Genomic DNA, 15,203 nt, shown 5'->3' with positions numbered 1-15,203 from the left:
GCCACGTTCGCACGCTTGGCCGGGCATCCCCAGCGCAAGTCCCGCTGTTCAGGACTCAGCGCGAGGTGAAGACGAACCCCTCGTAGCCGTCGTCCCTGATCGCGTCGCAGCGCTTGCGGTAAGCGCCGAGCCCGGCCACGTACGGCATGAACCGTCGCGGCTTGCCCTCGATGTTCGCGCCCAGGTACCAGGAGTTGGCCCTCGGGAACAGCGTGGCGTCCGCGGCCTGCTGGACGTGCTCGGTCCACTTGACCGCGGCGTCGTCGCGCACCTCGACCTGGGCGGCCCCGGTGCTGTCGGCGTGCCGGATCAGCTCGACGAGCCAGTCGACCTGCTGCTCCGCGGTCAGCACCATGTTGGCCAGCACCGACGGCGAGCCCGGGCCGTTGACGGTGAACAGGTTGGGGAATCCCGGGATCTGCACGCCGAGGTAGGTCACCGGTCCCTCCGCCCACGAGTCCTGGATCCGGTCGCCGAGCGGGCCGGTGATGTCGACGCGCATCAGCGCCCCGGTCATCGCGTCGAACCCGGTGGCGTAGACCAGCACGTCCAGCTCGTGGAACCCGGCGCTGGTCTCGATGCCCGCGGCGGTGATCCGCTGGATGGGGTCCCGGCGCAGGTTGACCAGCGAGACCTCGTCCCGGTTGAACGTCTCGAAGTACCCGGAATCGGTGCAGATCCGCTTGGTGCCGATGGGGTGGTCGGTGGGGATCAGGTCTTCGGCGGTGCGCGGGTCCTCGACGATCTCCCGGACCTTGCGGGCGGCGAACTCGCGGGCGAAGTCGTTGGACGCGCTGTTGGTGAACTGGTCGGGGAAGGTCTTGCCGAACAGCACACCACCGTTGCGCCAACCGGCCTCCAGCGCTGCCTCGCGCTCGTCCGGAGTGCACTCCAGCGCCGGTTTCGGGTAGGGCTCGTGCATCGAACCGCCGCCGCTCAGGCGCGATTTCCGCCGCCGCTCGGGGTATTCCGCGCGGATCCGGCGCTGTTCCTCTTCGGTGAGGTCCCGGTTCAGCGCGGGCACGCTGTAGTTCGGCGTGCGCTGGAAGACGGTGAGCGAGCGGGCCTGCTCGGCCAGGATCGGCACCGACTGGATCGCCGACGAGCCGGTGCCGATGATGCCGACGCGCTTGCCCTCCAGCGATGGGCCCGGTTCCGGCCAGCGCGCGGTGAAGTACGTTTCACCGGCGAAGGAATCGGCGCCGGGGATGTCCGGCTTGTTCGGCGCCGAGAGGGATCCGGTGGCGAACACGAGGTACCGCGCGACGTGCTCGTCGCCGTCCTCGGTGCGCACCGTCCAGCGCGAGGTCGGCTCGTCGAAGTGCGCGGCCGTGACCCGCTTCTCCAGCTGGACGTGCTGGCGCAGGCCGAAGCGGTCGGCCACGTGGCGGATGTAGGCGAGGATCTCCGGCTGGGTCGCGTAGCGCTCGCTCCACACCCAGTCGTTCTGCAGGTCCTCGTCGAAGGAGTACGAGTAGTCGATGCTCTCCACATCGCAGCGGGCGCCCGGGTACCGGTTGAAGAACCAGGTGCCGCCGATGTCCTCGCCCGCTTCGAGGCAGACGACGTCGAGTCCGGCTTCGCGGAACGCGTGCACGCCGTAGAGGCCGGCGAATCCGGCTCCGACGACCAGGACGTCGCGCACCCTGTGAGCTCCGGTGGTCATGATGTCCCTCGCTTCGTAGCTGCGCGCAGGTCGTGCCACAGCAGGTCGCGGGCCGATCGCCCGGCCTGCAGCGGCATGATGGTCAGGAATCCGTGGAACAGGCCCGGGTAGTGCCGGTGCGTCACCGGCACCCCGTCCCGGGCCAGCGCCGTCGCGTAGGCCCGGCCTTCGTCGGAGAGCGGGTCCAGGCCGGCGGTCACGACGATGGCGGGCGGCAGGTCGCGGAACGTGTCGGCGGCCAGCGGTTCGACCTGGTACCGGGGCTCGATCTGGCCGTCCTCCGGCAGGTACTGGCGCCAGTACCACTGCATGGCGGCCTTGGTGTTGCCGTACCCGGTGCCGTAGTCGCGGTAGCTCGCGGTGTCGCAGGCCGGGTCGAGCGCGGGGTAGATCAGCACTTGAGCAGCCACTTCGGGGCCGCCGGTGTCCCTGGCCACCAGGCAGGCGCCGGCCGCGAGGTTGCCGCCTGCGCTGTCGCCGGCGATCACCAGCCGGTCCGGGTCTCCCCCGAGCTCACGGGCGTGCTCGGCGGCCCAGGTCAGTGCGGCGTAGGCGTCTTGAGCAGCGGCGGGCGCCTTGTGCTCGGGTGCCAGCCGGTAGTCCACCGAGATCACCACCGCCTCGGTCCGCGCCGACAGGTCGCGGCAGAACCCGTCGTGCGACTCGATGTCGCAGAACACGAAGCCGCCGCCGTGGCAGAAGACGACCACCGGCAACGGTTCGTCCGCGTCGTGGTGCGGGAAGTACAGGCGGACCGGGATCGCACCGCCGGGCCCGGGGATCTCGCGGTCTTCGGTCTTCGCCACGGCGTCCAGGTTGGTCGGCGGTTGCCGCCGCGCCGCGATGGCGGCACGCGCTTCGGCCCCGGTCATCTCCTCGACCCGCGGAAAACCCGCGTCGAGCGACTGGATGACCGCCGCGACCTCTTCGTCGAACACGATCGCCCTCCTCGCCAGCACCTTCGATCCGCGTCCGGGGCGAAATCCCGGGCGGTGCAACGACTTCTGATACCTAGCAAGCGCTTGGTGCTGTGGGACCATACACGCCGGGAACCGGCGGGGCGAGACCGCTTCCCGGTCAGTGGACGCCGAACACCAGCAGGAGCGGCGGCTTTCGAAGGAGGACGACCGTGGAGGACTTCCAGGACAAACCCGGCGTGGCGGTGGTGACCGGCGGTACCGGCGGGCTCGGCAGCGCGATCTGCCGGCTGCTCGCCGAACGCGGCTCCCGGATCGCGCTGACCTACCGCAGCGACCGGCGCGCGGCCGAGGCCCTGGCCGGAGAGCTCGGCGCGGCGGCGGGCGAGCTCGATCTGACCGACGCCGGGCAGTGCGCGGCCTACGTGAACGGTGTCGTCGAGCGCTTCGGCGCGATCCACACCCTCGTGCACGCGGCCGGTCCCCTGGTCCGGCAGGTCCACCTCTCCAAGGTCGAACCCGCGGCCTTCGCCGACCACCTCACCTCCGAAGCCGAAGCGTTCTTCAACCTCGTGCACGCCGCGCTCCCCGCACTGCGCGCCAGCAAGGGGTCGATCGTCGCGATCACCACCGCGGCCACCCACCGCTACCCGGTCCGCGACGGCCTGTCCGCAGGTCCGAAGGGCGCCGTCGAAGCGACGGCTCGGGCGTTCGCGGCCGAGGAAGGCCGGTTCGGCGTCCGCGTGAACTGCGTCGGCCCCGGCATGCTGACCGACGGCATGGCCGCCGACCTGATGGCCAACGGCGACCTGGACGAACGCGCGCTGGAGGTGACCAGGCGAAACATCCCGCTGCGCACCTTCGGCAGCGCAGCGGACATCGCCGAAGCCGCCTGCTTCCTGGCCTCGGACCGGGCGAAGTTCATCACCGGTCAGAAGCTCGACGTGGACGGCGGCTTCGGCGTCTGACCACTGCCGATCAGGGCAGGGCGGTGAGGTCCGCCGAGGTCAGCGTCCAGTTCGCGGCGGCAGCGTTGGCACGCGCCTGGTCCGGCGTGGTCGCACCCGTGATCACCGACGCGACGCCGTCCTGCGCGGCCAGCCACGCCACGGCCAGCTCGAGGATCGAGTGCCCGCGCTCCTCGGCGAACGCGGTCAGCGCTTCGACCCGGTCGAAGCTCTCGTCGTTGGCGAACCTGTCGGCGAAGTACGACATCGCGTCGAACCGCGAGCCCGCCGGGAAGTCGCTGCCCCGGCGGTACTTGCCGGTGAGCATCCCGGACGCCAGCGGGAAGTACGGGACGACGCCGAGCCCGTTGTCCCGCGCCGCGGGAACGATGCTCTGCTCGACCTCGCGCGAGAGCAGGTTCCACTCGATCTGGGTGCCGCAGAAGCGGGGCAGCGAACGCTCGGCGGACACGTTCGCCGCCGTCGCGATCTGCTCCGCGCTGACGTTGGACGAGGCGATGTGCAGCACCTTGCCGTGCTGGACGAGCTCGTCGAGGGTCTCCAGCGCCTCGTCCACCGGCGCCTCCGGGTCCGGGTAGTGCTGGTAGTACAGGTCGATCCGGTCGGTGCGGAGCCGGCGCAGGCTCCCCTCGCACGCGTCGAGGATGCGCTTGCGCAGCGCCCCGGGCGCGTAAGGCTCGTCCTGGGGACGGGGCAGGAACTTCGTGGCGATCACGACCTCGTCGCGTCGGGCCCCCAGCGCAGCTCCGATGTACTCCTCGGAACGCCCCTCCCCGTACATCTCCGCGGTGTCGAGGTGGGTGATCCCCGCGTCCAGGGCCGCACCGATCACCTCGGCGCTGGCCTGCTGGTCCAGCTTCATCCCGAAGTTGTTGCAGCCCAGGCCCACCACCGACAGAGCAGGGCCATCACCACCGAGTCGTCGGGTCTCCAACGAAAACCTCCAAGTAGTCGATCAGAGCGAGTTGAACGGGTTTCGCTCCCGACCGGGACCGGTGAACACGTGGTCCAGCTCCACCACCGGCCCGCCGATGCCGATCCCGGTGCTGAACAGGTCGGTCCGGATGTGGACCTGCACCGCGTGCTCGCCGTAGGCGAACCCGTCCGCCTCCGAGAATACGGAGGACTCGATCATCCGCCGGTCGATCTCGGAGTCGCCGGTTCGCGTCATCCCATCTCCTCAGCTCGAGACCGGGGTGCGCGTCTCGACCGCAGCGGCCAGGTCGCGACCGCGGGTCTCACCGGTCCGCCAGATGGCCAGCAGCGTCACGAGGCCGCAAGCACCGGCCAGCACGGCCAGCGGCGTGCTCGACGGCGCACCCGAGATGGTGAACACGCTGCTGGCGAGCAGCGGTGTGAAGCCGCCACCGATGAGCGCGCCCATCTGGTAGCCGAGCGAGACGCCGGTGTAGCGGACGTTGGTGCCGAACATCTCCGACAGCAGCGGGCCGAGCGGCGCGTACATCGCGTTCTGGATCAGCTGCCCCAGCAGCATGCCGGCGAACAGCAGGGCCACCACCTTCGTGTTGACCAGTGCGTACATCGGGAACGCCAGCAGCACGATCCCCGCCGCGCCGCCCACCACCACGGTCCGGCGGCCGAGGTGGTCCGACAGCAGGGAGAACAGCGGAATGGCCACCAGCCCCAGCAGGGCGGTGATCAGCACTCCGGTCACCACGTCGGCGGTGGCGTACCCGATGGACTTGCCGTAGGTGATCATGAAGGTGCTGATCAGCGCGGTCAGCGCGAACGGGCCGATGCCGACGGCGCTGGCGAGGAGGAAGGTGCCGGGATTGCGCAGCACCTCGACCAGCGGGACCTTCGGCTTGTCCGCGGCGGCTCGCGACTGCTCGAACAGCGGGCTCTCGGTGATGCTGATCCGCACGTACAGCCCGATGCCGAGCAGCACCGCGCTGAACAGGAACGGCACTCGCCAACCCCAGGACATCAGCTGGTCCTCGGGCAGCCTGGTCACCAGTGCGACCGCGATCGTCGAGAGCACCGAGCCCAGCGGCGACCCCATCTGCAGCAGGCCGTTCCACAGCCCCCGGCGCTTGGCGTCGGCGTGCTCGACGACCATCAGCGTCGCACCGGCCCACTCGCCGCCGATGGCCACGCCCTGCACGATCCGGCACAGCACGAGCAGGACCGGGGCCCACGCCCCGATCGAGCCGTAGGTCGGCAGCAGGCCGATCAGCACGCTCGCCAGACCCATCATCGTCATGGTGAGCACGAGCATCGACTTGCGGCCCATCCGGTCGCCGAAGTGCCCGAAGACGATCCCGCCGACGGGCCGGGCGACGTAGCCGACCGCGAGGGTGCCGAACGAGGCGATGGTGCCGACCACCGGGTCGGATCCGGGGAAGAACAACTGGCCGAACACGATGGCGGCCAGCGTTCCGTAGAGCAGGAAGTCGTAGTACTCGATGACGGTGCCCAGCAGGCCGGACAGCGCGACCTTGCGCAGCACGGCGTGGTCGGGTGATCTTCGCACGGCGGTTTCGGACATCTTCGACTCCGTTGTCAAAGGGCTTCTTCGGGGATTCAGTCCACAGAGGACAATGCTGCGACCAGCGGTGCGACCTCGGTGGCGTTCGCGGCCCCGAAGTCGACGTAGTTCAGCCCCAATTCGTCCTGGCGGTGCAGGAGCTGTTCGACGCACTGCTCGACGGTCCCGACCAGCAGGCCCGTCGACTGCCGCCCGACCGCCGGATCGACGCCGTAGGCCCGGCACACCTCGGCCAGCGCGGCATCGGTCCGGCGCGGGCTGTCCACCACCCGGCAGGTCCAGGTGATCGACAGGTAGTCCAGCTGGTCGGGATCGCGGCCAGCGCGTTCCGCCGCCTCGCGGACCCAGGCGATCTTGCGCGCCATCCGGTCCGGCAGCATGTCCTCGATGACGGCCGCGTTGTAGGCGGAGCCGTGCCGCAGGTTCGAGTGGATCCCGGCGATCTGCGCGTGCTGCCCAGCCATCGCGAGCATCCGCTTCCCGCCGCCGCCGATCAGCAGCGGCGGGTGCGGGGTCTGCACCGGTGCCGGGGTCCCGGTCAGCCCGGTCACCGCGTAGGCCGCGCCTTCGTGGTGCACCGGGCCGTCGGCGAACAGCGCTTTGATGACCTCGACCGACTCGGCCAGCCGGTCGACGCGCTGCCCCGGCGGGTCGTAGGGCAGCCCGGCCGCGGCGTACTCGGCCTCCAGGTAACCGGCGCCCAGGCCGAGGTCCAGCCGTCCGCCGGAGAGCACGTCGACGCTGGCCGCCGCGTGGTGGGTGATCACCGGATGCCGGTAGTCGTTGCACAGCACCAGAGCCATGACCCGCAGCCGCCGGGTGCTCATCGCGATGGCGGCCAGCGCGGCGACCGGATCCACCCGCCCGACCATGAAGTGGTCGGACACCGACACCGCGGTCAGCCCGCTGTCGTCCAGCCGGCGCAGCTCTTCCCGCCACGCCGCCGCATCACGCCCGAGCGGTGGCGCGTAGAGCGCGGTCTTGATGGGTTTCCTCGACATCGGCGGTCATCTCAGCTGGCCGGCAGGCGCGAAGCGCGATGCGAAGGCGTGGATGCTGGCCACCACGTGGTCGAGCTCCTCGGCTGTGGTGCCGTGGCTCATCCCCAGCGACATGCCGCGCTCGAACACGGCGTCGGCGTTGGGCAGTCCGCCCTCGGGAACCCGGTGCTCGACGCCCCGCATCATCGGGTGCCGGGCGATGTTGCCGCTCCACACCGTGCGCGTGTCGATGCCCGCCGCTTCGAGCGATTCCTGCAGGTCGCTGCGCGCGAACCCGGCGTCGGGGCGCACCATCACCGGGTAGCACAGCCAGGCGGTGTGCCAATCCGGCAGCTGGCGCGGCAGCGAGAACAGCGCGGGATAGCTGCCGAAGGCCCCGTTGAAGGCCTCGAAGATCTCCGCGCGGCGGGCGAAGTTCGCGTCGAGCTTCTTCAGCTGCTGCAGGCCGAACGCGGCGCCGAGCTCGGACGGTTCGAAGTTCCACGGCAGCACGTCGAAGATGAAGTCGTTGTCGTAGGCGACCCCGTCGAGGTCTTCGCGGAACACCCGCCCGGTGTTGGCCGAGCCGAACAGGTGCGGTTCCGACCGCCGCCCCCACCGCCGCAGCATCAGCGCCTTGTCCCGCAGCAGCTCGTCGTCCAGGCACACCATGCCGCCGTTGCCGGCGCAGGTGACGATGTGCGCCATCGCGAAGCTGGTGACCGTGATGTCCGACCGGCTGCCGGTCTTGGTGCCGCGCAGCGTCGTGCCGATGCAGTCGCAGGAGTCCTCGATCACCTTCAGGTCGTGGCGGTCGGCGATGTCCCGGATGACGTCCCAGTCCGGCGCGTTCCCGGCCAGGTTGGGGATCAGGATCGCCTTCGTCCGGTCGGTGATCAGCTCCTCGATCTTGCCCGCGTCCACGTTGTAGGTGTCCGGCTCCACGTCGGCGAACACCGGGATCCAGCCGCCGCGCACGATGGGCGCGACGTCGGTGGAGAAGGTCAGCGGCGAGGTGATCACCTCCGCTCCCCTGGGCAGGTCGAGCAGCTCCAGCGCCAGGTAGATCGCCGACGATCCGGAGTTGCACATCACGCCGAGCCGCTTGCCGTAGAGCTCGGCGACGGTGCGCTCCATCTCCGCGACGTTCTTGCCGATCTTCAGGCCGAACGGCCCGCCGCGCAGGACCTCGAGGCAGGCGTTGATCTCGGCGTCGTCGTGCACGCTGCGGGCGTAGACAACACGGGGGCTCATGGGTTCTCCTCTGCTCGGGCTCAGCGGATGGTGGAGCCGGCGTCGACGGGCATCGCGATGCCGGTGATGTAGCGGGCCTCGTCGGAGGCGAGGAACGACAGGGCGTTGCTGACGTCGACGGACTCGATGCGGGTGACCGGCAGGCTGTTCATGAACACCGGCCCGAGGTCCGGCCGTCCTTCCAGCAGCTCGGGCAGCACCTTGGACTGCCCCTGGGCGGTGTCCACGCCGGTCGGCAGCACGACGTTCACGCGGATGTTGCGGTCGGCCAGTTCCAGCGCGAGGGACCGGCACACCCCGATCAGCGCGTGCTTGCTGGCCACGTAGGGCAGGTAGAACGGCAGGCCGACGACGCTGCCGGTGGATCCGGTGATGACGATGCTGCCGCCACCGGCGTCGACCAGGTGCGGGATGGCGGCGGAGCAGGTGTGCCACACACCGGTCAGGTTGACGTCGAGCGTCGTCTGCCAGACCTCGCTGGTCAGCTCGTCGTGCGGTTGCACCGTGCAGATCGAGGCGTTGGCGGCGACGACGTCCAGCCGCCCGAACTTCCGCACGCCTTCGGCGACCACGTCTTCGACGGCCTTCAGGTCGCGGACGTCGGCTTTGGCCGCGTGGATCCGGCGCCCTTGGGCTTCGACCTGCCGGACCGTCTCCTCGAGCCCGGCCTCGTCGCCCATCTCGTAGGCCACGCAGTCGAGCTGTTCGCAGATGTCGAGCGCGATGATGTCGGCGCCCTCGGCGGCCAGCCGCACGGCGTGGCTCCGGCCCTGCCCCTGCGCGGCTCCCGTGATGAACGCGACCTTGCCCGCTAGTTTCACCTTCACGCCTTCCTTCCGTGCACGTTCCGCTCCGTCGAAGCACTTTCAGTCGTCGGTCCACTGTGGTCGATCCGGCGGGCCATCGAGTCGGCGAGCGCCCGGTCCAGCAGTTCGAACACCTGCCCCAGCGGATCGCGGTGGTAGGTGGCGCCCGCCGGGCAGGTCCCGCGCTGGACCCCGGCCATCCACACCGGCGCCCCCGCCTGCTCCCACTCGCTCGCCGCGCTCGCCAGGTCGTCGACCACGAAGCCCAGGTGGTGGATTCCGGGTGCGGGCGTCCAGATCTCGGACCCGGGCACCTCGCGGAGCAGTTCGAGGTGCGGCGGCGGCCCTGCGGTGAGCCCGATCCGCTGCACCGAGGTCTGCTCGACACCGCGGATCCGGCAGGTGAACCGGGTTTCGTCGAAGACCGCGACCGACATGCCGTAGATCCGCTCGACGTCAGCAGCCGCCTGCTCGATGTCGGGCACGACGACGCCGACGTGGTGCAGATCGCCCAGCGAGAAGCGCCGGCCCAGGGGATCGCTGCGGTCAGACACCGACACCGCCGGCCTCCCGTCCCGGCCCACCGCTGGACCGACGGGAGGCAGTATTACTCCCTAACGAGCGCTTGGTCAATACTCGACCTGAGTTCCGGACCACCCCTTGACCGATCGGCGAAAACGGCCTAAAGCCAGGTGTTTTCGCCTCTGCCGCACCGAACTGGTTGACCGCGGCGCGGCCGGGACCCTAGGCTCGATTGAGCAAGCGCTCAACGCCCGGGAGGACGTGGATGACCGCTGTCGAGCTCCGCCGGACCGACATCCTGCACGCCTCCGCCGAGCTGTTCGCCGACAAGGGCGTCGCATCCACCACCGTGCGCCAGATCGCTGCCCGGGTCGGGGTGCAGTCCGGCGCGCTGTACCACTACTTCCCGTCGAAGAGCGCCATCGTGCGCGAGGTGGTCACCACCTATCTGGAGCAGCTGAAGGCCCGCTACGACGAGGCCGCACCCCGCGAGCTCGACCCGCGCGCGCGACTGCGCGCCATCGTGGAAGTGTCGCTGCGCACCGCAGAGGAAAGCCCGCACGCCACAGTCGTCTACCAGAACGAACTGCCCAACCTCCGCGATGATCCCGACTACCGGGACGCCAAGAAGCTGGCCGACGAAGCCCAGCAGATCTGGCTGGAAACGATCAACGACGGCAAGCGAACCGGGGTCTTCCGCGAAGACGTCCCCACCAAGGTCTTCCACCGCTTCATCCGAGACGCGGTCTGGCTCTCCATCAAATGGCGCCACCCCGAAGACGCCTACACAACAGAAGACCTCACCAGAGACTGCCTAACGATCTTCCTCGACGGCTTCGCCACCTAGCCGGGGCCGCACGGGCAGACTGATTCAAGGCATTGGTCTACCCACTGCAGTCCGTGGCGCACCCCTCGATCTGCAGCACTTTCAGTTCCCCGGATTCGACCACCAAACTGGCCCGGTAGTAACCACTGCTAGTCCTCGAAGCGTCATCGGTTATCAGGTCAGAATACCTTGCCGTGGCGGCATAACTTCCCACCACAGTGATCAATCCGGAGTTCTGATCGAATGTCTGTCTCGTGTTGAGCGCAGGGTCCCCATCGAAGGACCAATGAACAGGTGGGCTACCAGGCACGACGGCCGTGTCGACGGGACACGTCGGTGGCATCGCGGGCTGAGAGGTCGCCGCACAGTCAGCAAAAGCGCCGCGCAGGGCAGACGCGACTCGCTCGTCCGAAACTTCGGGCCTTCGCTTGACGATCGGCTCTGGAGGATCGTCATTCAGCCCTTCCAGGCTGACCAGGCGAGAACCATCAGAAGACAGCTTGACGAGGAACGGAACGATCTCCACGGCAAACTTGGGGTCACCCCACTGGTACTGGTAGGACACCGTCATCACCGCATTGCCGTAAACGTAGAAGAGATCATCGCGATATGCGATGTGCGCGCCGTCCATGGGGTCACCACGAAGAACCCACCTGACGTTCTGCACACTGGAAACATCTTGGTGAGCCTGCGGGCAGTTGGCTGGAGCGAGCACTACAGCCTCAGAGCAAGTATGGACAGCTTCCCTCGCCGCATTCATCAACGCACCGCTGCTGACCCCTTGCGGCCACGGGTCACTCTCCTCCGGAACATCCTGACCACTGCCACACTGAGAAAACAGGAACCAGATCACCGCCACCGCGGCAAGAGCAGCAATGAACAAACATCCACTGCTCTGCTGGTCTGCTCGCTCGTCGTCATTGCCCTGTTTGGCGGAGTCAGCGGACGACGAAGCATGGTTGAAGGTGACGCTCCCCGCCTTGCCGATCTGGACGACAGACCCAGCCTCTCCGCTCAGTTCGTTTCGAATGCGGTCCGAGGCCTTGTTCTCTTCGTCGTCAGACTCGTCCACGCCTTCTCCCCAGTCGGACGTTCAAGCCGCGAAGCCAAACTCAGCTTGGGGATTCTAGCCCAGTGGTGCGACAATCCGTATCCACAGTTCGGCGATGGCGCGCAAGCCGATCAGTAATCGCGCAATGCTGAACGATCTACGACTTGCCAACTCCGCACAATTAGCTGGAACGACGACAGGCAGTGACCAGCTGACCTAAACCCGGCGATGTCCAGATGACGAGGTCTCGGAGGGTCAGGGCTGCCGCGAGTGCTGGGGATCCACGGGCGGAATCCGCGATGCGGCCGCGGCTGATCTTGAGCCGACTGGGAGCCCTAATATCCGGCCAGTGCAGCGTCGGCAGTGCACGGCTTCTCCCTCGGCCCCAGGTCGCGCCAGTTGAGCGACCACACTTCGACGACCCCGCCGACGCGGCGGCCCATCATGCAGTCCTTCTCCTCGACGCCGATGCGGGCGAACAGCGCCACGCCGACGTCAGAACCCCTGACCTGTACGAAGACCTCTGGCGCTATACCGGCGAGTTGAGTTTCCGGGTCGACCGGCGGGGCTGGCATGCCGGCGGCCAGTGCGGCGCGCACGTCCGCTTCGGTGGGCGTCGCGGGCAGTTCGTCGAGGGTTGCCTGCAAGGCCGGGCTGAACTCCGACGGGATGTCCCGCTTGGGCAGGGGTGGCGGCGTGATCGCGATGGCGTTGTCCGGGCAGGTGATCCGAGAGGGCCCGGACGAGACCCCGTCGCCGGTGAATTCGACGCTGTAGCAGGCGTCGATCGCCTCGATCCTGGACCAGCCTTCATAACGCGCATCGCGATGAATCCGCCAGACCAGGTGCGCCATCGGTTCCTGCGGACCTTCGTGGTCCAAGTCCTCGGCCTCCAGCACGCTGAAATCACCGGACCTGCCCAGGGTGGTCGCTAGCGCCGCACGGGCGAACCCGGCGGCGTCCGCCTGCCGCGGATAGCTGATCGCATCGGCCAACGTCCTGGACTGCCGGTCGGTCTCCGCGTGCTCAGCACCGCAAGAGGCCAGCAACAAGACCGCACAAACGGCAGTCACAACCCTCGGTAACGGGACCATGCAGCAGACGTTATCGATTTCGCGCTCATGCCCCTATGAGTAGTTCTGCTGGTTTCCTGGAACTGGCTTCGGGCGACGCCCGAAACCGTCAGCGTCTAGATCGCGAGCTCGCGCAGGGTCAGGGCTGCTGCGAGAGTTCGGGTGTGGTCGGGCTCGGGACCTCCCTTCTCCGCGAGGATTCCCTGTCCGTCCTCCTCGGCACGAAGAGCCTAAGAGGGCCTTCTCAGGTTTTGACCTGCGAAGGCCCTCTGTCGTCAGGTCACGGGGAGAGTTCTTCGAGGGTTCGGCCCTTCGTCTCCTCGGCGAAGGCTGCTGCGACGATGGTGCCGACCAAGGTGATCGCTCCGATCAGGAGGAAGACCGGGGTGAGCTCCGTGCCGCCCGCGTAGACCACTGCGACCAGGATCGGGCCGGTGATGATGCCCAGCCTGTTGAGGACTCCGCCAAGGCTGCAGCCGAGCGCGCGGCTCCGGGTCGGGTAGAGCTCCGGGGTGTAGAGGTAGAGGCTGATGTTGGCCGCGAAGCTGAACATCGCCGCGAACGCGGAGAACAGCGCGAGCTGTCCGGCGGAGTTCGCACCGAGGACCGCGAGGAAGCCCATCGCGACCGTGGTTCCGCCCAGGCCGATGGCCAGCACCTTCCGGCGGCCCAGCCGGTCGATGGTCAGCGCGGCGAGGATGCAGCCCGCCAGACCCGCCATCGACGCCGACGTGCTGTACCAGAGCGCGGTGCCGGTCGGCAGGTGGAACACCTGCTTGTACAGCGTCGGCAGCCAGGAGGTGAGCCCGTAGTTGGCCAGGTAGCCGACGAACCAGATCGTCCAGACCACCAGGGTGCGGCGCCGGTAGCGGCCGGTGAACAGGTCGCGCACGCTGCTGGTGCTGGTGGATTCCGCGCCGACAGCGGAGGGGACGGGTGCCGGCTCCGGGAGGTCCTGGCCCGTGGAGCGGCGGACGTTCCCCTCGATCTGCTCCATCACCTCCAGCGCCTCGGCGTTCCTGCCGCGGGAGGCCAGCCAGCGCGGTGATTCCGGCACCCGGCGCTGCAGGAAGAACGCGGCCAGGCCGGGCACCGCGGCGAGCAGGAACAGCGCCCGCCAACCCCAGTTCGGCACGATCCACGCCGACATCAGCGAGCCGACGGTGAGCCCGGCCGGGAACACCACCTCGTACATCAGCACGAAGCGGCCGCGGCGCTTGGCCCGGCTGAGCTCGGCGATGTAGGACGCGGCGATCGGCACCTCACCGCCGATGGCCAGGCCCTGCACGAACCGCAGGATCAGGAACGGCAGGAACGCCGGGCTCAGCGCCATGCCCAGGTTGCCGAGCGCGGTGATCACCAGGCACAGCATGATCATCCGGACGCGGCCCACCCGGTCGGCCAGCCAGCCGGACGCCAGTGCGCCGAGCAGCATGCCGATCGAGCCGACGGTGAGCGCGGTGGTGGCGCCGGCCGTCGACAGCCCCCACTCGCGGGTGATGTCGGGCAGCGAGAAGGCGATGAGCAGTTGGTCGAATGCTTCGAAGAACGTGACGACGCCGATGATCAGCCGGACGCTGATGTGCCAGCGCGACATCGGGAGACGTTCCAGGCGGGCGGCGATGTGTTGCTGGACGGCGTGATCGGGGGCCGTGACTCTCATGCGTCCCTCCTCGTTGGGAAACGCAGGCCATGGGGGTGGCCGGTGATTGCGGCGGGCGCGCCGCCGGGTGGGGAACGGTCGGTGCGGCGTGGTGGTCAGGGCATCCGGGTTTCGAGGGACCTGATCGCGCGGCCGGGTTCTGCAGCGGGGATTCCGTCGAGCGGGTCGCACTCGACCGCGCCGGCGAGCTGGTGCTCGGTGGCGGCCCACGTCGCGAGGTATCCGGTGGCGCCGACCCCGAGCACCCCGGTGGCGGTGGTCGGGATGCCCAGCCGGGTGGTGAGGTGGTCGAGGGCTCCGGCGATGTCGGCGGCCAGGTCGTCGGCCGCCAGCAGGGACAGGGCTGCTTGCGCGGTGTGCTCGTTGTCGGGGCGGAACTCCTTGCCGCCGGTCTCGTAGTACAGGTAGGGGGCGACCGCGACGTGCCCCCGGCCGGCCAGCGCCCGGCAGCAGTCCTCGATCGGTTCGGTCAGGCCGTAGGCGTCGTGCAGCACGACGACGGCGGTGCGCGGCCGGGTGCTCGGGAACCGGACGAACAGCGGTGCGGCGGTGCGCAGCACCCGGCGACCGCGGTTGGCGGGTCCGTGGGCGTGGTGGTGGTCAGCAGACATCGGGTCCTTCTCAGCTGGGCACGTGGACCGGCGGCACGAACGGCGACGGCGTCGGTTCGAGCGCGGTGACGTCGACCTCGATCAGGAACGGGCGGTGTTCGGCCACCGCCTTGGCGAAGGCTTCGGCGAACGCGTCCGCCTTGTTCACCAGCGCGTAGGGCATGTCCAGCGATTCGGCCAGGAGCCCGAAGTTCGGGGTGAACAGGTCGACCCCGGAGCGCCGGTCGGCGCTTCGCCGATGAGCAAGAACGGTGCTTCGCGCATGAGGCGTTCGATCTCGTACTCCTTGGAGTAGCCGTAGCCACCATGGATCCGGAAGGCGTCCTCGGTGACCTCGGCGCAGTACTCGGAGGCCAG

At 68.8% G+C, this 15,203-nt stretch carries 17 protein-coding genes; 2 read left to right on the top strand and 15 right to left on the bottom strand.

Translation table 11 applies throughout. The annotated features are described in order from the left end of the window. Positions 1–55: 55 nt before the first annotated feature. Complete coding sequence (locus OU415_RS03885; RefSeq protein WP_270947138.1) at positions 56–1,666, bottom strand: flavin-containing monooxygenase; 1,611 nt, start codon at positions 1,664–1,666, stop codon at positions 56–58. After that, complete coding sequence (locus tag OU415_RS03880; protein WP_270947137.1) at positions 1,663–2,604, bottom strand: alpha/beta hydrolase; 942 nt, start codon at positions 2,602–2,604, stop codon at positions 1,663–1,665. Before OU415_RS03880 ends, OU415_RS03885 begins: the two co-directional genes overlap by 4 nt. A gap of 191 nt (positions 2,605–2,795) precedes the next feature. On the opposite strand from OU415_RS03880, the gene OU415_RS03875 reads away from it, so the two are divergent. After that, the gene (locus tag OU415_RS03875) at positions 2,796–3,551 is read left to right on the top strand and encodes an SDR family NAD(P)-dependent oxidoreductase (RefSeq protein ID WP_270947136.1); all 756 of its coding nucleotides are present in this window, start codon (positions 2,796–2,798) and stop codon (positions 3,549–3,551) included. A gap of 10 nt (positions 3,552–3,561) precedes the next feature. Here OU415_RS03875 and OU415_RS03870 read toward each other — a convergent pair whose 3' ends face one another. From OU415_RS03870 to OU415_RS03840, 7 genes are read right to left on the bottom strand one after another with little or no spacing between them, the layout of a single operon-like run. After that, positions 3,562–4,485, bottom strand: coding sequence for an aldo/keto reductase (locus tag OU415_RS03870; RefSeq protein ID WP_270947135.1), 924 nt, complete (start codon positions 4,483–4,485; stop codon positions 3,562–3,564). 21 nt (positions 4,486–4,506) lie between these two features. Continuing rightward, the gene (locus OU415_RS03865; RefSeq protein ID WP_270947134.1) at positions 4,507–4,722 is read right to left on the bottom strand and encodes a hypothetical protein; all 216 of its coding nucleotides are present in this window, start codon (positions 4,720–4,722) and stop codon (positions 4,507–4,509) included. A 9-nt stretch (positions 4,723–4,731) separates the two neighbouring features. After that, positions 4,732–6,060 carry an MFS transporter gene (locus OU415_RS03860; protein WP_270947133.1) on the bottom strand — a complete coding sequence of 443 codons (1,329 nt, stop codon included), beginning with the start codon at positions 6,058–6,060 and terminating at the stop codon, positions 4,732–4,734. A 35-nt stretch (positions 6,061–6,095) separates the two neighbouring features. Continuing rightward, positions 6,096–7,061 carry a TIGR03621 family F420-dependent LLM class oxidoreductase gene (locus OU415_RS03855; protein WP_270947132.1) on the bottom strand — a complete coding sequence of 322 codons (966 nt, stop codon included), beginning with the start codon at positions 7,059–7,061 and terminating at the stop codon, positions 6,096–6,098. Between the two features lie 6 nt (positions 7,062–7,067). After that, complete coding sequence (locus OU415_RS03850; protein WP_270947131.1) at positions 7,068–8,294, bottom strand: DegT/DnrJ/EryC1/StrS family aminotransferase; 1,227 nt, start codon at positions 8,292–8,294, stop codon at positions 7,068–7,070. A 20-nt stretch (positions 8,295–8,314) separates the two neighbouring features. Continuing rightward, positions 8,315–9,121, bottom strand: a complete 807-nt coding sequence (locus OU415_RS03845; RefSeq protein WP_270947130.1) for a mycofactocin-coupled SDR family oxidoreductase — start codon at positions 9,119–9,121, stop codon at positions 8,315–8,317. Further along, complete coding sequence (locus OU415_RS03840; RefSeq protein ID WP_270947129.1) at positions 9,118–9,660, bottom strand: VOC family protein; 543 nt, start codon at positions 9,658–9,660, stop codon at positions 9,118–9,120. The genes OU415_RS03845 and OU415_RS03840 overlap by 4 nt, the downstream gene beginning before the upstream one ends. Positions 9,661–9,887: 227 nt before the next feature. Here OU415_RS03840 and OU415_RS03835 point away from each other — a divergent pair, with 227 nt between their 5' ends. Then, positions 9,888–10,469, top strand: a complete 582-nt coding sequence (locus OU415_RS03835; RefSeq protein ID WP_270947128.1) for a TetR/AcrR family transcriptional regulator — start codon at positions 9,888–9,890, stop codon at positions 10,467–10,469. A 37-nt stretch (positions 10,470–10,506) separates the two neighbouring features. Here the strand turns inward: OU415_RS03835 and OU415_RS03830 are convergent, their stop codons facing one another. The 6 genes from OU415_RS03830 to OU415_RS03805 all read right to left on the bottom strand — a co-directional run. Beyond that, positions 10,507–11,520 carry a hypothetical protein gene (locus OU415_RS03830; RefSeq protein WP_270947127.1) on the bottom strand — a complete coding sequence of 338 codons (1,014 nt, stop codon included), beginning with the start codon at positions 11,518–11,520 and terminating at the stop codon, positions 10,507–10,509. Positions 11,521–11,834: 314 nt separating this feature from the next. Beyond that, positions 11,835–12,551 (bottom strand): hypothetical protein, encoded by a 717-nt coding sequence (locus OU415_RS03825; RefSeq protein WP_270947126.1) that lies wholly within the window; start codon positions 12,549–12,551, stop codon positions 11,835–11,837. A 301-nt stretch (positions 12,552–12,852) separates the two neighbouring features. Next, on the bottom strand, positions 12,853–14,235 hold the full coding sequence (locus OU415_RS03820; protein ID WP_270947125.1) for an MFS transporter: 1,383 nt from the start codon (positions 14,233–14,235) through the stop codon (positions 12,853–12,855). Positions 14,236–14,330: 95 nt separating this feature from the next. Continuing rightward, positions 14,331–14,846, bottom strand: coding sequence for a dienelactone hydrolase family protein (locus OU415_RS03815; RefSeq protein WP_270947124.1), 516 nt, complete (start codon positions 14,844–14,846; stop codon positions 14,331–14,333). Between the two features lie 10 nt (positions 14,847–14,856). Further along, positions 14,857–15,009 (bottom strand): hypothetical protein, encoded by a 153-nt coding sequence (locus OU415_RS03810; RefSeq protein WP_270947123.1) that lies wholly within the window; start codon positions 15,007–15,009, stop codon positions 14,857–14,859. After that, the coding region (locus OU415_RS03805; RefSeq protein WP_270947122.1) for an acyl-CoA dehydrogenase family protein at positions 14,991–15,203 on the bottom strand (213 nt) is incomplete at its 5' end. The genes OU415_RS03805 and OU415_RS03810, both read right to left, overlap by 19 nt.

The organism is Saccharopolyspora oryzae, from assembly GCF_027853915.1.
Classification (GTDB): domain Bacteria; phylum Actinomycetota; class Actinomycetes; order Mycobacteriales; family Pseudonocardiaceae; genus Saccharopolyspora; species Saccharopolyspora oryzae.
Note: the sequence above shows the minus strand (reverse complement) of the source record. Positions and strands in the feature narration are given on the sequence as shown.